The sequence below is a fragment of the Geminocystis herdmanii PCC 6308 genome (assembly GCF_000332235.1).
GTDB lineage: Bacteria > Cyanobacteriota > Cyanobacteriia > Cyanobacteriales > Cyanobacteriaceae > Geminocystis > Geminocystis herdmanii.
Genome location: NZ_CM001775.1, coordinates 2,368,684 through 2,387,176 on the forward strand (window position 1 = coordinate 2,368,684; position 18,493 = coordinate 2,387,176).

Annotated in this window: 17 protein-coding genes and 1 tRNA gene; 5 read left to right on the forward strand and 13 right to left on the reverse strand. The window is 33.0% G+C overall.

The genetic code is table 11. From position 1 onward, the window contains the following. Positions 1-400 precede the first annotated feature (400 nt). Both SYN6308_RS11765 and SYN6308_RS11770 read right to left on the reverse strand, forming a co-directional pair. Positions 401-721 carry a 2Fe-2S iron-sulfur cluster-binding protein gene (locus SYN6308_RS11765; RefSeq protein WP_017294642.1) on the reverse strand — a complete coding sequence of 107 codons (321 nt, stop codon included), beginning with the start codon at positions 719-721 and terminating at the stop codon, positions 401-403. 394 nt (positions 722-1,115) lie between these two features. Beyond that, the gene (locus tag SYN6308_RS11770) at positions 1,116-2,435 is read right to left on the reverse strand and encodes an efflux RND transporter periplasmic adaptor subunit (RefSeq protein WP_017294643.1); all 1,320 of its coding nucleotides are present in this window, start codon (positions 2,433-2,435) and stop codon (positions 1,116-1,118) included. Between the two features lie 92 nt (positions 2,436-2,527). On the opposite strand from SYN6308_RS11770, the gene SYN6308_RS11775 reads away from it, so the two are divergent. After that, positions 2,528-2,974 (forward strand): ABA4-like family protein, encoded by a 447-nt coding sequence (locus SYN6308_RS11775; RefSeq protein ID WP_017294644.1) that lies wholly within the window; start codon positions 2,528-2,530, stop codon positions 2,972-2,974. Between the two features lie 251 nt (positions 2,975-3,225). On the opposite strand, the gene SYN6308_RS11785 is transcribed toward SYN6308_RS11775, so the two are convergent. Continuing rightward, positions 3,226-3,297: transfer RNA gene (locus SYN6308_RS11785), tRNA-Gln, on the reverse strand. A gap of 154 nt (positions 3,298-3,451) precedes the next feature. Then, the gene (locus SYN6308_RS11790) at positions 3,452-4,513 is read right to left on the reverse strand and encodes an Mrp/NBP35 family ATP-binding protein (protein ID WP_017294646.1); all 1,062 of its coding nucleotides are present in this window, start codon (positions 4,511-4,513) and stop codon (positions 3,452-3,454) included. A 201-nt stretch (positions 4,514-4,714) separates the two neighbouring features. Between SYN6308_RS11790 and SYN6308_RS11795 the strand changes: the two genes are divergently transcribed. Both SYN6308_RS11795 and SYN6308_RS11800 read left to right on the forward strand, forming a co-directional pair. Beyond that, positions 4,715-5,062 (forward strand): phage holin family protein, encoded by a 348-nt coding sequence (locus SYN6308_RS11795; RefSeq protein WP_026102041.1) that lies wholly within the window; start codon positions 4,715-4,717, stop codon positions 5,060-5,062. Between the two features lie 358 nt (positions 5,063-5,420). After that, positions 5,421-7,202 carry an ABC transporter ATP-binding protein gene (locus SYN6308_RS11800; protein WP_017294648.1) on the forward strand — a complete coding sequence of 594 codons (1,782 nt, stop codon included), beginning with the start codon at positions 5,421-5,423 and terminating at the stop codon, positions 7,200-7,202. A 141-nt stretch (positions 7,203-7,343) separates the two neighbouring features. Here SYN6308_RS11800 and SYN6308_RS11805 read toward each other — a convergent pair whose 3' ends face one another. The 3 genes from SYN6308_RS11805 to SYN6308_RS11815 all read right to left on the reverse strand — a co-directional run bounded on the left by SYN6308_RS11805 (position 7,344) and on the right by SYN6308_RS11815 (position 9,960). Further along, the gene (locus SYN6308_RS11805; protein WP_017294649.1) at positions 7,344-9,203 is read right to left on the reverse strand and encodes a phosphodiester glycosidase family protein; all 1,860 of its coding nucleotides are present in this window, start codon (positions 9,201-9,203) and stop codon (positions 7,344-7,346) included. Between the two features lie 121 nt (positions 9,204-9,324). Further along, entirely contained in the window at positions 9,325-9,606 is a 282-nt protein-coding gene (locus SYN6308_RS11810; RefSeq protein WP_017294650.1) for an XRE family transcriptional regulator, read from the reverse strand. A gap of 6 nt (positions 9,607-9,612) precedes the next feature. After that, on the reverse strand, positions 9,613-9,960 hold the full coding sequence (locus tag SYN6308_RS11815; protein ID WP_017294651.1) for a type II toxin-antitoxin system RelE/ParE family toxin: 348 nt from the start codon (positions 9,958-9,960) through the stop codon (positions 9,613-9,615). Positions 9,961-10,205: 245 nt separating this feature from the next. Between SYN6308_RS11815 and SYN6308_RS11820 the strand changes: the two genes are divergently transcribed. Together SYN6308_RS11820 and SYN6308_RS22360 are read left to right on the forward strand one after the other, a co-directional pair. Next, a complete protein-coding gene (locus SYN6308_RS11820) occupies positions 10,206-11,471 on the forward strand; it encodes a cytosine deaminase (RefSeq protein ID WP_017294652.1) in 1,266 nt (421 codons plus the stop codon). A gap of 157 nt (positions 11,472-11,628) precedes the next feature. After that, a complete protein-coding gene (locus tag SYN6308_RS22360; protein ID WP_017294653.1) occupies positions 11,629-11,904 on the forward strand; it encodes a hypothetical protein in 276 nt (91 codons plus the stop codon). A gap of 75 nt (positions 11,905-11,979) precedes the next feature. Here the strand turns inward: SYN6308_RS22360 and SYN6308_RS11830 are convergent, their stop codons facing one another. The 6 genes from SYN6308_RS11830 to SYN6308_RS11855 all read right to left on the reverse strand — a co-directional run bounded on the left by SYN6308_RS11830 (position 11,980) and on the right by SYN6308_RS11855 (position 18,457). After that, positions 11,980-12,981: a permease gene (locus SYN6308_RS11830; RefSeq protein ID WP_017294654.1), complete on the reverse strand. Its 1,002-nt coding sequence runs from the start codon at positions 12,979-12,981 to the stop codon at positions 11,980-11,982. A 126-nt stretch (positions 12,982-13,107) separates the two neighbouring features. Then, a complete protein-coding gene (locus tag SYN6308_RS11835) occupies positions 13,108-13,344 on the reverse strand; it encodes a thioredoxin family protein (protein ID WP_017294655.1) in 237 nt (78 codons plus the stop codon). Positions 13,345-13,359: 15 nt separating this feature from the next. Continuing rightward, positions 13,360-13,785, reverse strand: a complete 426-nt coding sequence (locus SYN6308_RS11840; protein ID WP_017294656.1) for a beta-lactamase hydrolase domain-containing protein — start codon at positions 13,783-13,785, stop codon at positions 13,360-13,362. A 193-nt stretch (positions 13,786-13,978) separates the two neighbouring features. Beyond that, positions 13,979-14,377 (reverse strand): MerR family transcriptional regulator, encoded by a 399-nt coding sequence (locus tag SYN6308_RS11845; protein ID WP_017294657.1) that lies wholly within the window; start codon positions 14,375-14,377, stop codon positions 13,979-13,981. A gap of 9 nt (positions 14,378-14,386) precedes the next feature. Further along, positions 14,387-16,378, reverse strand: coding sequence for a DUF262 domain-containing protein (locus SYN6308_RS11850; protein WP_017294658.1), 1,992 nt, complete (start codon positions 16,376-16,378; stop codon positions 14,387-14,389). 219 nt (positions 16,379-16,597) lie between these two features. After that, positions 16,598-18,457 carry a serine/threonine-protein kinase gene (locus tag SYN6308_RS11855; RefSeq protein WP_017294659.1) on the reverse strand — a complete coding sequence of 620 codons (1,860 nt, stop codon included), beginning with the start codon at positions 18,455-18,457 and terminating at the stop codon, positions 16,598-16,600. Positions 18,458-18,493 lie beyond the last annotated feature (36 nt).

Genomic DNA, 18,493 nt, shown 5'->3' on the forward strand with positions numbered 1-18,493 from the left:
GTCTAAAAGCAAATAACCCTCAGTATTCCTGATTAATTTAATATTTCGATCGAATTTGTCTGGTTTTCTCTTGATGGTTGCGTTAAATTAGGCTTTGCTGAAAAAGTATTTTGATGAGGGAAAGTGCTAGATATGCCGTGTTAGCTTAAAGAATTAAAAATCAAGGTTTTAAGTAAGTTGCTAAAAAATGTTGGGTGTTAGGGTATTAAGGAATTAGGGAGATTTTTTACTTCCAGATTTCAGGTAATAATAATAAATCTTGAAATAATCAATTTATAATAGTAAATTATCAAAACTCATTACTTATTACTCTTTACTCATTACTTTCTCTTAACCAAAAATTTAAAAATGAAACAGCCCTGCCTGTCTGGGAGTCAAGGAGAGTCAGTCATCACCTATTTTAAAAGCCAAATAAAGCATCTTCTTGATGAGTTAAAATGCTACAATTCGATCGAGCAAAAGTTCTGCAAGTCAATAAAAATCCTGCTTTCTCCTCTTCAGGTTGTAAGAAAGCGTGGTCATGTGCTACAGAACCTTCTAACAGTTTAGCCGTGCAAGTTACACAAACTCCTGCATTACAGGATAAAGGTAAATCGATACCATTAGCGATGGCTACATCACTAATATATTCATCTTCTTTTACATTCAACACTCTTTTACCTTCATTCGGAATGTTAAGTGTTACTTGATAGGTTTTGACATTATTGTTGATTAAAGTCATGATATTAGCAATAATTTTATTGTATGTAGTTGATAGGGTTCATTAAAAAAGTGAAAAAAGGTGATTTTAAAATTGGTTATTTCAAGCAAAGAAACTGATTATTTAGATACCTAAAATAAGACTCAAAAAAACAAATAAAAAAAGATATTAATTAATATCAAAGTCAGATGATAAATCAATTGTTAGCCTAAGCTAAACTATGGTAGAAATGACATTGTTATTGTTTTATAAGTCATTATGGGAAGTTGATATAAAACCTTTATTTGTTCTTTAAAGCGATACATCAGTTAAGAATAGTAGCAATTATAACAGAAAAAAAAATAATTCCAGATTATCTGAAATTAACTTAACAAATATTAACTTAACCTATTTAGGATCAATGATTTCCTATCTGTTATTGACTGATAACACTTAATCTCACAGTTTTACCATTATCTAATTTATCACTACTTCTTACCACAATACGATCGAGCGTCGTCAATCCATTCAAGATTTCCACTTTACCATTTTTTGATTGTCCGAGGGTAACTTGTCGAGTCATAACTTGAGTTTGATCATTATTTTCACTTAATACAAATACAGTATTAGAAAGGGTATTTTCTCTAGGATTATTAATTTTTAAAGCAGTTTCTGGAATAAGAATTGGGGGATTATTATTATTAGTAAATTTAATTCTTGCTAGTAAACCACCATTAATTTTTTGCTCTGGATTGCTGAGTAAAATTTCTATGGGAATTTGTCGAGAATTTCGATCGGCTGAAGGTGATATTCTATTAATTATTCCCGTAAATTGTTGATTAGGAAAAGCATCTAAAGTCACGTTAACACTCTTACCTAAAGCCAGATTTTCTAAGTCTAATTCAGAGATAGAAACAGTAACTTGTACTTGACTAAAATCTCCTATTTTAATCACTTCTCCCCCCGGTTGGATTAAATTTCCTTGTTCTGTTAATCTTTCTAATACATAACCGCTACTAGGTGCTTTTATCTGAGTATAATTAAGTCTTTTTTTCTCCTCTTGAATAATAGCTTTTTGACTGGTAATTCTCCCCTTAGCCGTTTTAACCCCCGCTTGTTTAACATTGACTTGGGATTGTGAAGCAATGACTGTTTGTTGCGCGGTTTTCGCTTCTGTTTGTGCCAATTCTACTTCTCTTTTGGCGATCGCACCTTCATTGTATAATTCTTCTAATCTATTAGCATCAACCTTCGCCTGTGCTAATTGTACTTGATTAGATTTCACTTGAGCTTGAGCAGAAATCACATCCGCCTCAGCTTCCGTCACCGCCGAATTAAGGGAAGCCAATTCCGCTTCGGCTTTATATAAACTAGCTTTTAATAAAGTATCGTCTAGTTGCGCTATAATTTGACCAGTGGTAACTCGATCGCCTACATCTACCGTTAAATTTAATATTTGTCCTTCCGCTTGTGATCTTAAAATTACTTCTTTAATTGGTTCAGTTGTACCGATATATTCCCTTGGTTGGCTTAAAAATCCTGTGGCTACTTTCATCACATCTACCGCAGGAATTGACGGTTTTTCCATTACAGGGGTTTCCTCTTGCGCTTCGGTTTTAGCTTCAAAGAAACATCCTCCCAATGGAAATAGACAAAGAAATATAAAAGTAATATTTATCCATCGAGGAATTTTTGAAGAAGTTTGGGGAGAATTTTTCCTCTGGGAAGATAATTCGATCGTTCTTGCATATATCATAAATTTAACGGAAAAAATATAAAGATTTATAAATAAAAATTCCGTTTCATTGTATCATAGGATTATTTGAACTGGAGTGAAAAACACAAATTATGGACTTAAATTTATTATTTAATCTCGCAAATCTTTTCGTATTACCTTTTTGGTTATTGATGATTTTTTTACCAAATTGGGGATTTACTCAAAAAATAATGAAATCTTATTTACTCTTTTTACCGTTAATTTTTCTCTATATTTATCTGTTTATAACAGGTTTAAATCCAGATTCGATCGAGGTTTTATCGAATCCTCAATTAGTAGATTTAGCAAAAGTATTTAGTGATCCTACCATCACTTTTGCAGGATGGGTACATTTTTTAGTGTTAGATTTATTTTTAGGTAGATATATTTATCAGCAAGGGCAAACAGAAAAAATTTGGACAATTCACTCCTTAATTTTATGCTTATTTGCTGGACCAATGGGCTTTTTATCTCATATAATAACAAGAACTATTCAGCTAAATATTATCAACAAAAAAGATTTAGAAGTAACTATCTAAAGAGGTTAACCATGAATCAAAAATTAATTGACTCTTTAATTACAGTAGTTCAATTACTCACTGATGAGAAACGCCAAATATTTGAACAAAAATTGTTCTTTGATGATTCGATTCTTTAATTTCAACACTAGATATTATTAATTTAGCCCAAAAAGGTCATTCTTTTGATTTTCTCAAGGATGAACCAGATATTTACACCTTAGAAGATGGAAAACCGATATAATCTAAAATTAGTTATTTATTGATAAAAACTGGGATGCTAGGATTCGAACCTAGGAATGGCGAGACCAAAACCCGCTGCCTTACCGCTTGGCGACATCCCATTGATTTGGCACATTTATTAATATAACAAACAGTTCATAAATTTGTCAAGGTTTATCCCCGATTCTATGTAAGAAGAGAGGAAAAGAGGAAGAAAAATGAAAAATTGATGATTTTTTAATTCTTCATTCTCCATTCTCCATTCTCCATTCAACCTTATCTTAATGCCATGACAGAGACTTTTCCCGCAATGTTTTGAGCTATTTTTGTAAGGGCGATCGCACTAGCAGATTCGGGATTACCGATAACAATGGGGATACCGCTATCTCCTCCCTCTCTCAAGGAGATTTCTAGGGGAATACAACCCAATAAAGGTACATTTAACTCTTTTGAGGCTTTTTCACCACCTCCAGAGCCAAATAGATCATAATTCTTATCAGGCATATCAGGAGGGATAAAGTAACTCATATTTTCCACTAACCCTAGAATATTTGTGCCTAATTGTTCAAACATTTTTAAGCCTCTACGCGCATCCTGTAAAGAGACGGTTTGCGGTGTTGTGACGATGACGGCACCGGCAAGGGGAGCGGCTTGTGCTAAGGTTAATTGAGCATCTCCTGTGCCGGGGGGCATATCAACGATTAAGTAGTCTAACTCTCCCCAGTTGACTTGATACAAAAATTGGCGTATAATACCGTTTAGCATAGGTCCTCGCCACATTACAGGCTGATCAGGATCGATTAAGAATCCCATAGATACCATTTTAATGCCATGATTGAAGGCAGGTTGCAAGATGTCACCACTAGGAGACTTTTCTACTTCGATCGGTACATCATTTAAACCTAACATGGTGGGGGCATTAGGTCCATAAATATCAGCGTCTAATAAGCCTACTTTTGCCCCTGTTAAGGCTAAGGCAACGGCAACATTCACGGAAACAGTACTTTTTCCTACCCCTCCTTTTCCGCTAGAAATGGCGATAATATTTTTAACCTGATTTACGGATTGTCTATCGGGTAAGGATTTTTGTTGAGGAGTTTCTGCTGTAATCTCGATCGAGACAGACTCCACCCCTTCTAAGGTTTTGACGGCTTTTTCGCAGTCTTCCCTAATAAATTCTCGTAATGGACAAGCAGGAGTGGTTAAAACTAAGGTAAAACTAACATTACCATCTTTTACCGCTACATTGCGGATCATGTTTAATTCTACCAGACTTTTTTGTAATTCGGGGTCTTGTACGGGTTTTAAAACTTCTAAAATCGCTTCGATCGATAACATAATTTTTGATTAAATAATTTATAGTCACGGCTAAAACCGTTGATCATTTTTACAGAATGTGAATAAAAAAAATATAGAATTTTCTCTATAAATAAACTCTAATCTATTATTAAATATCAATGGACAATGGTCAAGAATTTGTCAATTAAATCTCATTTCTGCTAAGTTATAACCATAACTTCTTCTGGAGAAAAAATAGTTATGATGGAATTTATTGTCACCCTCATTGTTACTGCTGTTTCGATGATTGTCACTTCTCGAATTGTCCCCGGTATCACGATTTCCACCCCTCAAGCGGCGTTAATTGGTGCATTTGTCTTTGGTTTAGTGAATGCCATTGTGAAACCTTTATTGATTTTATTCACCCTTCCTGCAACGATTCTCAGTTTAGGTTTATTCCTCTTTGTTATCAATGCCTTGTGTTTTTGGTTAGTCGCTTCTTTTACCCCTGACTTTGAAGTAAAGGGCTTTTTTGCTGCTCTTTTTGGCTCAATTTTAGTTTCTCTTATATCTGGTTTTTTAAGTAACTTTTTTGGTAAAACATCCTAAGAATGGAGAATGGAAAATGGAGAATGAAGATTTAATAACTGATTCAACATCATTTATTCATAATTTGTTACTTATTTTCTATCTCTTTTTTTTGAGCAAAAATTTTATAGCTTACTGGGTTAAAATATAGCTTAGAGAGATTGCTTTTTTATCTTGTAATGATAACAATAAGTGAGTAGGCAAAATTAATTGTATGTTTACTTTATGAAAGGCAAAAGGCAAAAGGCAAGAGGCAACAAAGATGTAAGTTATTTTAATTAATTTTAAAATTCACAATCTATTTTGCATGAGTACTTAAAATAGATAATTAATTTTCAATTTTCAATTCTCAATTCTCAATTCTCAATTAATTTTCAAGATGGCATCTAAAACTATTCATCCTTTATCCCGTTTACTGAAATACTCCCATAAATATCAAACTTCTATTAATCAAGCTGTAACTTGCTCGGTTTTAAATAAAATATTTGATTTAGCTCCCCCCGTGCTAATTGGGGCAGCAGTGGATGTTGTAGTGAAAAAACAAGACTCTTTTATCGCTAGATTTGGGATAAAGGAAGTTTTTGATCAATTATTGGTTTTAACCTTATTATCGGTTTTAATATGGACTTTAGAATCGGTTTTTGAGTACGCATACGAGCGGTTATGGCGTAATCTTGCTCAAAATATGCAAAATGATTTACGTCTTAATGCCTATCGTCACATTCAAAATCTGGAGTTAGAATATTTTGAAAATAACAGCACGGGAAGGCTTTTAGCAATTCTTAATGATGATATTAATCAGTTAGAGAGGTTTTTGGATGTTGGCGCTAATGAAATTTTACAGGTTTTAACTACGGTTGTTGTTATCAGTGGTGCTTTTTTCTTTTTGACTCCGAATACGGCATGGATGACAATTATTCCTATTCCCATAATTATTTGGGGTGCGATCGCATTTCAAAAACTGTTAACCCCTCGTTATGCGGAAGTTAGGGAAAAAGTTAGTTTGTTGAATAGTCGCCTAGCTAATAATTTGATGGGTATTACTACTATTAAAAGTTTTACCACAGAACAATATGAAATTGAACGCATCCGCAAAGATAGTGAAGCGTATCTACAAAGTAATCAAAGAGCGATCGTACTCAGTGCGGCTTTTGTGCCATTGATTCGATTTATTATTTTGGCAGGATTTACGGGAATATTGCTTTTTGGAGGCATGGAAGTCGAAAAAGGTAACTTGACGGTGGGTACTTATAGTGTACTGGTTTTTATGACACAAAGATTACTTTGGCCTCTCACTCGTTTAGGGCAAACCCTCGACTTATATCAACGGGCGATGGCTTCCACAGCAAGGGTTATGGATGTTTTAGATACTCCTATGACGATTCATTCGGGAGATTTGCCTTTACCTTTTGATAGGGTAAAAGGGGAGATTGAGTTTAATAATATCAGTTTTGCCTATTTCGATCGAGAGCCAGTCATTGAAAATTTTAACTTGAAGATTCCTGCCACTTCCACTGTTGCCATTGTCGGTTCGACAGGTTCAGGAAAAAGCACTATAGTTAAGTTATTGTTGCGATTCTATGAGATTCAGTCGGGAAACATCACCCTTGACGGTATCAATCTTAAAGATATTGTACTGTACGACTTACGCCGTGCCATTGGTTTAGTCAGTCAAGATGTATTTTTATTTCACGGTAGTGTTAGGGAAAATATCGCCTATGGTAATCCCAACGCCACCGAAAATGACATTATTCACTCCGCTAAAATGGCAGAAGCCCATGATTTTATCATGGAGTTACCTCAACAGTATGATACGATCGTGGGGGAAAGAGGTCAAAAACTTTCAGGAGGGCAACGTCAAAGACTATCCATTGCTAGGGCAATTCTCAAAAATCCCCCCATTCTCATCCTTGATGAAGCTACCTCCGCCGTAGATAATGAAACAGAGGCTGCGATCGCAAAATCTTTAGAACATATTACAGAAAATCGTACTACTATTATGATTGCGCATCGATTGTCAACTATCCGTCACGCTGACTGTATTTATGTGGTAGAAAAAGGCAAAATTGTGGAATCAGGAAAACATGAAGAATTGTTAGAAAAACGAGGAATTTATAACAGTTTATGGCAAGTGCAAACAGGCAATACTCATTTTGTTTAAGTTTTCCATAAATTAAAAGTTAAATCAAATAAATTATTGTCATTAGAAAATCAATTAAGATATATTTTTTGTAAATTCTTTAACCTAACACCTGAAACCTTTTTTTAAACATACTTTATCATACTGAAAGTAGAAGAGCCATTATTTTTGACGATAAAACACCCCAATACCATTATGAACTCTGGCGGCGGTTGCGGACGATCGATCGACAATTTCACCGCCAAGATACATTTGTGTTGAACTGCCACCGTCTAAATTTAATGCGGATACAGCACCCATTCTTTGCAATAATTGAGCAAATTCCGCTAAAGTAGCACCATTACCACCAACTCGATTATGCACTGCTACTAACAACATTCTACCTTGATTATCCACGGCGATGGCACTGCGAGAGGCTTTTTGGGTATTAAAGGCTTTACTGAATTTTTCCGCTTCACCGTTTAAGACAATTTGATTATTTAAGAGCAAAAGAGGCCCAGCACCGATAATATAAGGATAATTAGCAAAATTTGCGGGAATAGTGCCAGTATTTAGGGTAATTTGGTCATTTATATTGATTTTATCCCCTAAAGTCTTGGCACTTCTAAATACTAATAGATAGTTTCTCGGTGGAATTGTCAAGGAATCTTCTCCTGCTTTCCTCGCCATAATCTTATCCTTGACGGTGTTATTTTCCACCATCACCAGAATTTCGTTATCGCTGAGGGTTGTGTAATTGTTTCCCCAACTATTGGTATAACGGGCTACTCCAGCTTGAATATAACCGCTATTAATGTAACTGTTAATAAATCGATCGCCCTTATCTGTAGTAATAATTTCTTCTACCATAACTCGATCGAATTGTACCTCCCCCATATCATTCCATGCCATCACCCCACGATTTAAAATAGGGCTTGATAACCAATTATTACGGTTTTTAATCGCGCCTAAAGGTAACTGATTATTACGGTTAAAAAATCCTGCATTAATAGCCGCCATCGCTTCCGAATTTTGGGCGGTAGTTTTGAGGGGTGCAGTGCCAATTACAGTATTATTATTAGGTAAAATTGGTTGTAAATCCACATTAAAACTCTTTAAATTAAACATTAGAGAAGATACTAAAAAAGAGTCTTGATTATTGTTTAAATTAATATATTTTCTGCTAAAAAATAGATCATTATTCCAACTAATATCACGAGGATTGATAGCATAAGGTTTTATTTCCACTAACAAAAGACTAGGATTAGCGGAAGTAACTTTAATATTATTTCCCACGGGTAAAGTGATATTAACTAAAGTTTTATTGTCGGGATTAGTTACAGTAAATAAATTATTTTTAGGCGGTGATTTATCCTCTCTTATTTCGTCACCTTCTTCCTCTTGTAATCCAGAAGTATCTAAGGGCTTAAACGGTTTAATTGTATCAAATAAAGCCGAACTAGCTTGAGCATTTATAGTAATAATTGCTTGATCTTTTCCTTGACTAACTTGAAAAAAACTAGGCTTATCTAACTCAATAATAATTTTTTTACCTTGATTTTCTGGCACTTCATAGACTTTGTTTACTTGACTAGATGGTAAATTTAGCTCTAAGATATTGTTATTCTTATTAATTTCTAGTGCAGTAATTTTAGTTAGATTAGTTATATCTAAATAACGAAAAGGATTAATAAATTTAGCAGGTAAAATGTCATGATAATTAAACCATTTAACAGGTTGTTTTTCTGGGCTACTTGTACTCATTAATTCTAAGCCTAAAATAGCTTCGGCATTCATATCACTAACTCCTGTATGAATAACATTATTTTCTTGCCACTGTATCCAAGGAAGATTAACAGTTTTTTGATTAATTAAAACGGTTTTTCCTTGACTAATAATATTTAAGGGTGCTGATTGAGCAAATACTGGATTTAAAAATTTTCCTGTGGTAATTAATTGAGGAATATTACCAATAAAATTTACTAAAAAAATGGAGCAAAACGTGAGTAATAAAAATTTCGATTTTAAGAGTTTTTTCCACATAATATTTATTAAGATATAACTTTATTTAAGGACGATCGAACTGCTTAATTAGTTTCCAATTATTGATTAAAAATGATCCATATTAAAACTTACCCATTGATTAAGTTATTATGAACATTTTTTAGATTAATTCGATTCTCAATTTTTTTCCTAATGTGGACGTTGCTTTAGTTATAGTTTGTAGATTAATAGAAGCATTTTGAGGATCTAATAAATGCTCTAAAGATGAACGGCTAGTATTCATTTTTTTTGCCATTTCAGTTTTTGTCCAACCTAATTTATTCATTTCTTGTTCAATTTGATAGGCAATTATTTTCTTTATCGCCGTCGCTTCTACTTCAACTAATAAACCTTCTTCTTCTAAGAAATTATCAAAATTACTGCCTAGATACTGATTATTCATAATTATTTATTCTTGTAAATTTTTAAGTCTTATTTGAGCTATTTTTAATTCTTTATTAGGTGTCTTTTGTGACTTTTTAATAAAACCATGTAATAGAATCATTGACTGATTTTGAATACTAAAGAAAACCCTAGCAATTTTATTTTTTAAATTAATTCTCACCTCCCATAAATCAGGATATATTTTTCTCACTAATGGCATTCCAATAGGATAAGAAAATTGTACAGTTTTAATCGCCTCACCTATGAGCTTTTTTTCTTCTTGAGATAGGTTTTTTAACCATTCTCTAACAGGTTCTTTATTATTTTCTGATCGATAAAAAATAACTGTTAAAATTAAATTTTGATCATCCATGAATAGATTGTACCATGTTAAGTACTAAATTTACTTATTAATTAGATTATTTCTGATAATAATGATACCATTACCAGATAAATATGTACAATAACTATTTCGATCGAATTTTAAAACTAAATCTTAAAGAAGAAAATAAATAAATGTACTTGCAATACTAAGATTAACGTAATAAAAAATTAACTGAAATACTTTTAATAAAATTAAAATATAATTGTTATGAAAAATAGATTACATCAAAAAAAATGACGGATTCTCAAGGCTATTGGTTAAAAAATGCCCATATTCCCACTTGTTTAATTGTCGAGGAGGGTTTTCTTCCTAACACAAGAGAAAATTTGTCTCTGTGTGATATACAAATTCAGGAAGGCAAAATCACTCAAATTATTCCCTCCTCTCCTGATACCATCGGTATTGATTTACATAAAGGTATCCTTTTACCCTGTTTTGTGGATATTCACACTCACCTTGATAAAGGGCATATTGTCGATCGAACTCCCAACTTACAAGGAGATTTCGACACTGCTTTAGAAATGGTGAAACAGGATAGTATTAAATGGGATGAGGAAGATTTATATAAAAGAATGAGTTTCGGTTTACAATGCAGTTATGCTCATGGTACGATCGCACTTAGAACCCATTTAGATTGTCATGATACCCAAGCCGACATTAGTTTAAGAGTATGGCAACAGTTGAGGGAGGAATGGCGAGATAAGATAACCTTGCAAGGGGTGTCTTTAGTGGGTTTAGATTCTTTTCTCACGGAGGAGGGTGTCAAACTAGCGGATAAAATAGCAGAAGTCGGAGGAGTTTTGGGGGGAGTTGCCTATATGAATCCCGACATCGACAGGCAACTAGAAAATATTTTTCAATTAGCCAAGGAAAGAAATCTTGATTTAGACTTTCATGCTGACGAAAATGGCGATATGTATTCAGTTTGTCTGCAAAAAATCGCTAAAACTGCGCTTAAAACTAATTTTACTAATAATATCCTTTGCGGACATTGCTGTAGTCTATCTGTACAACCGCAAGGAGTAGTACATAAAACCATTAACCTTGTGAGGGAAGCCAACATCAACATCGTTAGTTTGCCTATGTGTAACTTATATTTGCAGGATAGACAGGAAAATATAACTCCTTCTTGGCGAGGGGTAACGAGAGTAAAGGAATTAAAAGAAGCTGGTGTTAAAGTTGCCTTTGCTAGTGATAATTGTCGTGATCCTTTTTTCGCTTTCGGTGATCATGATATGTTAGAGGTGTGGAATCAGTCGGTGAGAATTGCCCATTTAGACACTCCCTATAGTGATTGGATTGCTTCAGTGTCTCAAACTCCTGCGGATTTAATGGCATTACCTCAATTCGGCAGAATAGGTGTTAATTATCCTGCGGATTTTATCATTTTTAAAGCTCGTTATTTTAGTGAATTGTTATCTCGTCCTCAGTTCGATCGAACTTTGATTAGACATGGTAAGATAGTCGATCGAACTCTACCTAATTATCCCATAAAGTAGGTTGGGTTAGCGAAGGCGTAACCCAACAAAACATCATCTTTTATTGTAGAATTATCGATTTTTATTGTAGAATTATCGATCGAACTCTACCTAATTATCAAGATTTTACTTAGAATAGTCACAATGTAATAATAATTAAAATTGTTAATGGATGATCATGCTAATAGACTCATTTAGATTACCAAAAACATTGTTAGAAGAAGTAGAAAAATATGCAATCAATCAAGGTATTTCTACGAAAGAGTTTATTCTTTCTGCGGTAATGGAAAAAATAGACTTTTTAAATCAAGAAAAATCATCAAAAGCTATCCATAATCCTTGGTTAAAACTTGCAGGAAAATATAAAGACGATCGAGATTTTGATAAAGTATTAACTTATATAGAAGAATATCGTCAAGAATTAGATGATGAATCAGAAATTGAAGAAAAGTAAATGATCAATCAAAAGACAAACTAAAATGTATTATATTCTGTACACGGATCATTTTTTTCTTTTACATAAATTTTTTTAGACTAAAACTGCATTAAATAAATAACCAACGCAAATAATTCCAAAAGTCGTTAAACTAATAAAAATAGCTAATAATTTAGGTTTTAAAACCTTGCGTAAAATAATCATTTGTGGTAAAGAAAGAGCCGTTACTGCCATCGTAAAAGATAAAACTGTGCCGATGGGCATACCTTTAGCAAATAAGGCGGAAGCAATAGGTAAAACTCCAGCAATATTGGTATAAAGGGGCACTCCAAATAACACTGCAATAGGCACAGCAAAAGGATTATTTCCTCCTATCCATTGACTTATAAATTCAGTGGGTAAATAGCCGTGAATCCCCGCACCAATAGCAATACCAATTACCACATAAAGCCAAACAGATTTAAGAATTTCACTAGATTGAAAATAACCAATTTTAAACCGCTCATTCCATGTTATTTTTTCAGCTTCAATGATGTCTAATTCATCTATTTTTTCATTATCAGCTGATTGTCTTTTCATTTCCCAGATGAAAGATTCAACCCATTTTTCTAGTTTTAATAAGCCAATTATATAACCTGAAATTACTGCTAATGTAACCCCAAAAATGATGTAAAATAAAGTAACTTTTAAACCAAATAAAGCTAAGAGTAAAAATACCGCTACTGCATCCACCATCGGGGCAGAAATTAAGTAAGAAAAGGTAATTCCTAAAGGTATTCCAGCCTTGATAAAACCGATAAATAAAGGTACAGCAGAACAAGAACAAAATGGAGTAATTGCCCCTAAGATTGCCGCTAAAATATTACCACTTAATTTGCGTTTTCCTTCTAAATAAATTCTAACTTTTTCGGCTTCTAAAAAACTTTGAAAAGTGCCGACAACAAAGCTAATTACCACTAATAAAGTTAAGACTTTCGGCACATCATAAAAGAAAAAGTGTAAACTTCCCCCTAAAGGTGATTCGACAGATAAACCTAATAATTTTGTAACTATTTGAGTTGATAACCAATCAAAGGGATAAAATAAATCAAACATAATTTTTAACCTTTTTATGATTAGGTTTGTAGTGAAGGCTTTAGCCTTTTATTAAAGTTTTATAACTTAAGGCACTACAAATGAGTTTAGAATTAATCTTGGTGGGCGGTGCATCGCCCTACATTGTTATTTTAGCAATGTTTCAATTTGTTCGGGGGTTAACACTTTCCCTTTACTGACAACTTTGCCATTGATAGCTAAGGCAGGAGTTGACATCACTCCACGGGTAGCAATTTCGATCGAATCGGTGATATGGTTAATGTCGGCGGTAAGGTTAAGATTCTCAACGGCATTTTTAGCATTAGATTCTAATTGTTGACATTTTTTGCAACCTGTGCCTAAAATTTCTAGTTTAAGTGTCATGGCTTTTTCTCCTGATTATTGTTGAGTAAAATAATTTTCAGTAAAATCTTTCAATGGGCAATTTTCTTTATGTTGTAATTCCAACTTAGCAAATTCAGCTTGGTATTGCTCTTGTGTCCAATTTTCTTCATCCGCTACCGTCAATAGTGTCATTACTCCTGCTCGTAATCCCGATGCACAACGGATATATACATACTGAGGGGTGCAGTTAATGGCTTCTTTAATATTATTCAGGGTATCCATATTAATATTTTGGGGAGATACAGGGATATTAAGATATTTAAACCCTAAATCTGTCATGGCTTTTTCATCTAATAAGTTACCTTCTCTCTCCGTACATAAGTCAATGATAGTGTGATAACCTTGTTGATGGATTTCTTGGAGTTTATCTGTATCTACGATCGAACCTATAGCAAGATGTTCTCTGATATTCTTTAACATAGAGTAATAGTGTTTTTTAGTTTAACTATCTTGATGATAAACTCTATACTTGGGTATAAAGTCAAGGGATAAATAAAATTTTTTTTGGCAGAAATGAATATAGTTAAATCGTTTTTTAAAAAAATGAATGGTATAATAACTCTAAAACTCTTGCCTTTTGCCTACCTTCATCAAAATACTTTTTCAGCAACCCCTAATTATTTACATTTAACACTTGACATTGATGATCAGGATTAGGATTATGAAGATTAACTTCGCATTGTTTTAATAAAGGCATTAATTCACTTTTTAATCCTTCTAATTGTCGAATTTTGTCCTCAATTTCCGCTATTTTGCCTTTTAATTGATCATATACCACTTGGCAGGAGAGCGATCGACCCTTTTTCAGATTTAATAATTCTTTAATTTCCTCAAGGGTTAACCCTAATAATTTAACTTGGAGAATAAAATATAAATTTTCCATATCTTCAGAGGAAAAAAGACGATAACCCGACTCGCTACGTTGAGGAGAAATTAACCCAATACGTTCATAATAGTAGATTGTTTGAGCATTAATATTTAATTGTTGACAAACTTGTTTGACTTGCAACATATTCTTTTTTTAGTCTTCAAGATTTATTTGCCAATCTTCCCTTGATAAATCACCATTTTCAAGGATTTTTTGACAAAAAGAATAAATATCTTGTGCCGATAATGACACTTCTACAAAAATACCATTTTTTAATTGACGAGTCGATCGTAAATCCCCTTTATTTTTCGAGAGAAAACGAGGAAATGTTAATAATAATTCCTCAAATTTTTCTGTTTCTACTTCCGCAATTGTATTTAAAGTTATCTCTAAAACATCTCTCCAAGTTTTAACAGAATATTCCTCCTCAAAAAAATTTAAACTCTTAGGAATACTTCCCGTGACACCTTTTCTCACCTTTCCTTTATAATTTTTATCCCCAAAATAATGCCAAATTTCTAAAGCAATATTAGCTAATTCCTCTCCTCGATTTTCGATATTTTCCCTACGCCAACTATCCACATTTTGAAAATATTTATTAACTTCTAAATGACTATTGTTTAATTCTCTTTGTTTATTCGTAAAAGTATCATTAGACAATTCGGAGTTATAGGCAGTTAAGGTTAAATTTCCTAAAGAATGCAATAACAAATCATGGGTTATTTCGTAATCTTCTCCTAGATGATTTTTCCACCATTCATTTAATTTCTGAGGCATAATATGCTCAATGGTAAGATTTTCAAAAGATACTATTTCTTTATGCCCAAAAAATTCTTCGATGGATTCTAAGATTAATCGAGCTTTTTCTGTGCGATTACTACCATATAATTTAACCTTTTTTATATTCTCACTAAATTCATCATCTTGAGGATAATCTTGAGTTTGTAAATGTCTTTTTAATTCTTCTAAAAACTTAATATTTTCTAAGTCAATATTTTTACTAACTTGACTATATAAAAGGGCAAAAATACGATTTAATCCCCTCGTTTGTACATTACAAACAAAGCGCCTGATAATAAAATTTTCAATAATTTTACAAATATCAATAAAATCTATTTCTGTTAACTTATTCTGTTGCCAATCGTCATAACAATTTAATAAAAAAGGATAGACAGTTTTTATATCTAGGCTTTTAATTCTGTTTAAATATTTCCTAACTTGAAGATTATTTTCTCGCTCTGGATTAAGAAAAATAGCATAATAATTAGCAAATTTATAAATATCTTTAAGATAATCACTAACATTATCTTTAATTGCTTGTTCTTTTAATTCAAAATATACCTGATTTATCTTAACATCTTTTCCTTTTTTTGTTAAATAATGCCTCATAAAATCTGTTAAATTATCTTGTAACAAATTTTGCATTGGTAGCCAATATTGCTCATAAATTTTATCTTGTTTATTACCTTGAATACCCATGAATAAATAATTACGAATTAAATCAGCTTGGGTTAAAGGTTGCCCTTTTGCATTTAAACTTTCAAAGACTAAATAGGGATTATCATCTTTTCCTAAAACAATGCTTATAACGATTAAACAACCGCCAATAATACTAATTAATTTTTTATAATCATTATCAGGAAATCTTTTAATTTTACGAATAAAAAATTGATAACATTCATAAATACCCTGTTTAGATTGCTTATCCTCAAATTTATTTTGATTAATAATTTGATAAAAAAAATGTCTATCTATTTGAGTAGGTAAAAGTTTATAAAGATTTTCTCCTTCTTCATAGGCATTAATCAAATATTTATCATTAATTTCTTTACCAAGATTTTTGTTATTATTTATTTCTGCTTGATCTCTAAGAGTGCATAAAAGTATTAATATAGTTGTTAATCTTTGTTGCCCGTCGATTAATAAAAACTTGCTTACTCCTTCGGGAGAAGACTCTATTTGCATTGTCACAATCGAGCCAAAAAAATGCGGTGAATTAGAGTCACTTTCCCATAATTCAATAATATCATTCCAAAGTTGTTCCCATTGAGGTTTTCCCCAACTATAAGGGCGTTGAAATAGGGGAATAATATACTGTTTTTCTCCTTGTATAATATCCCGTAAAATGGTTTCTCCGGCTTGCATTTTTTTTGATAACTATTTTTGCCTTAATAATTGTATCATGTTTATTTGTTATTAAAATATATTTTTTATTCGGTTATTTCAGTAAATTATTATTCCGTATTCAGCTCGATCGAACTATCATTAGATATGGTAAGATAATCGATCGAACTCTAGCAAATTATCAGTAATAAATAATTATATTTCTCCTTGTCTCCCAAATACCCTAATACCCCAACACCCCTATTTCCTCCCTTCAATGACTCGAATAAAGTTAGAATCGGTTACTTTCAAAGCATCATCTACTTTTGTGACAGTAAAATTTCTTTCTTCTTTTTGCTTTGTGCCATCAGGATAATAATAAGTATTGTATCCAACTAAAGTAACTGATGTTTCATCTTCTTTAACTATTTGTAAATTTTCGACAGTGATTTGACTAAATTGATTAAAAAATTCAGGTTTTAAATTATCAGGATTCGCAAAAATAGTTTTTGCTTGATCATATTGTTTCTGAGATACTAAACTATATAACTTTCCTACGGTTTCGATCGCACTGTTACTATTAATAGGCTGAGTGTTATTATTAACAATTTCTGTATCAGGATTCAACTCAGGGTTAGACTCTTCATTAACTGACGAATCAGGATTAGATTCGGTATTAGAGGGAGAATTATCCACCACAGGTTGAGTTTCTGTATTATTTCGGGCTTTTTCTTCCGCCTGTTTTCTTAACTCCTCCGCTCTAATTCTCTCGGATTCAGCCCTCTGGCGCTGTTTTTCCGCCTCTAAACGTTTAGTAGCCTCTTCTTGAAGTTTTTGCTGTTCTTGTGCTAATCTAGCCTCAGTTTCGAGCTTTTCTTGTTCAATATTGGCTAATTCTGCTTGAGTTTGTCGAATATATGTCACAAAAACAAATCCTACAGCTAGGGTTATTCCAGCAATGATGGCGCTGATAATTAAGGGTAGCCAACTATTTTTATTTTGCTCAATCTTACTATCTTCATAACTAGATTGAGACACCCTTCGTGATGGATATTGAGGTTGAGAAGTTGTAGATACCCTTGAAGATGGATTACGAGGCTTGGGAGGATAATTTTCTTGGGGAGTATAGCTGTTTTGAGGAATAGGCTGAGAGGGTTTATAACTCGGTTTAGGAGGAGTAAATAATTTCGGTTGTGGTTGATAAATTTGATCTCTCGTCACCGCCACAGTGGGAGATTCCATACCCGTAGTAGAGGAAGCAATGGGGATATTTTTATTTCTTTGAGGTATCACAGCTACGGTATTAACATTACTTAGATATAAGTCTTGATACATTTGTTCTGCTGTGATGTAACGTTGACTTAAATCAATTTTGGTGGCTTTTTCTAGTACTGTGCGCAATAATGGGTCTAAATTAGGTGCATAATCTGCCCATTCTAGTTGACCATTTAAAGAGTTACTAGGAAATTCAATGGGGTATTTCCCTGTTAAATTATAGATCATGGTCAATCCTAAAGCAAACAAGTCGCTACTGTAGATAGTGCGCCCTGTGCTTTGCTCTGGAGGCATAAATCCCCTTGTACCTACGATTACGGAGCTTACCATAGAACCCGATCCTAAAGCAACTGTTCCCATAGTTTCTTTTACTGCACCAAAATCGATTAAGACGGGTTTATTGTCTCGACTACGAATAATGATATTTTCTGGTTTAATATCTCGATGAATAATTTTTTTGCTATGAATATATTGCAGAGTTTTCAGTAAGGATGACAATATATTAAAACATTGCTTAGAGTCCACAATGCCTAATTCTGCTAAACTTTTACCTTCTATATATTCTTGTACAAGGTAAAATCGATCGTTATCGACAAAATAAGCGTATAAAGTGGGAATTTCTGTACAATGTTGCCCTAAATCTTCTAATACTTGAGCTTCTTTGCGAAATAAATCTTCAATGACTTCTGCGGATACCCGATGTTGGGAGTTAATTGGTTTGAGGCGTTTAATGACAATTAACCGTTGAGAAGGCATATGGGTATCTCTAGCTAAAAAAGTTTCGCCGAAGCCTCCTTGAGCTAAAGTATTAACTATTTGATAACGTCCAGCAATTAAAGATTCCATTTTAGCAAAAGTTATGATGTTCGATCGATGGTGAAT

Excerpts from the sequence above, each read along its gene's own strand:
- SYN6308_RS11765 (WP_017294642.1), bottom strand. The coding sequence starts at position 721 with ATGACTTTAATCAACAATAATGTCAAAACCTATCAAGTAACACTTAAC.
- SYN6308_RS11770 (WP_017294643.1), bottom strand. The coding sequence starts at position 2,435 with ATGATATATGCAAGAACGATCGAATTATCTTCCCAGAGGAAAAATTCT.
- SYN6308_RS11775 (WP_017294644.1), top strand. The coding sequence starts at position 2,528 with ATGGACTTAAATTTATTATTTAATCTCGCAAATCTTTTCGTATTACCT.
- SYN6308_RS11790 (WP_017294646.1), bottom strand. The coding sequence starts at position 4,513 with ATGTTATCGATCGAAGCGATTTTAGAAGTTTTAAAACCCGTACAAGAC.
- SYN6308_RS11795 (WP_026102041.1), top strand. The coding sequence starts at position 4,715 with ATGATGGAATTTATTGTCACCCTCATTGTTACTGCTGTTTCGATGATT.
- SYN6308_RS11800 (WP_017294648.1), top strand. The coding sequence starts at position 5,421 with ATGGCATCTAAAACTATTCATCCTTTATCCCGTTTACTGAAATACTCC.
- SYN6308_RS11805 (WP_017294649.1), bottom strand. The coding sequence starts at position 9,203 with ATGTGGAAAAAACTCTTAAAATCGAAATTTTTATTACTCACGTTTTGC.
- SYN6308_RS11810 (WP_017294650.1), bottom strand. The coding sequence starts at position 9,606 with ATGAATAATCAGTATCTAGGCAGTAATTTTGATAATTTCTTAGAAGAA.
- SYN6308_RS11815 (WP_017294651.1), bottom strand. The coding sequence starts at position 9,960 with ATGGATGATCAAAATTTAATTTTAACAGTTATTTTTTATCGATCAGAA.
- SYN6308_RS11820 (WP_017294652.1), top strand. The coding sequence starts at position 10,206 with ATGACGGATTCTCAAGGCTATTGGTTAAAAAATGCCCATATTCCCACT.
- SYN6308_RS22360 (WP_017294653.1), top strand. The coding sequence starts at position 11,629 with ATGCTAATAGACTCATTTAGATTACCAAAAACATTGTTAGAAGAAGTA.
- SYN6308_RS11830 (WP_017294654.1), bottom strand. The coding sequence starts at position 12,981 with ATGTTTGATTTATTTTATCCCTTTGATTGGTTATCAACTCAAATAGTT.
- SYN6308_RS11835 (WP_017294655.1), bottom strand. The coding sequence starts at position 13,344 with ATGACACTTAAACTAGAAATTTTAGGCACAGGTTGCAAAAAATGTCAA.
- SYN6308_RS11840 (WP_017294656.1), bottom strand. The coding sequence starts at position 13,785 with ATGTTAAAGAATATCAGAGAACATCTTGCTATAGGTTCGATCGTAGAT.
- SYN6308_RS11845 (WP_017294657.1), bottom strand. The coding sequence starts at position 14,377 with ATGTTGCAAGTCAAACAAGTTTGTCAACAATTAAATATTAATGCTCAA.
- SYN6308_RS11850 (WP_017294658.1), bottom strand. The coding sequence starts at position 16,378 with ATGCAAGCCGGAGAAACCATTTTACGGGATATTATACAAGGAGAAAAA.
- SYN6308_RS11855 (WP_017294659.1), bottom strand. The coding sequence starts at position 18,457 with ATGGAATCTTTAATTGCTGGACGTTATCAAATAGTTAATACTTTAGCT.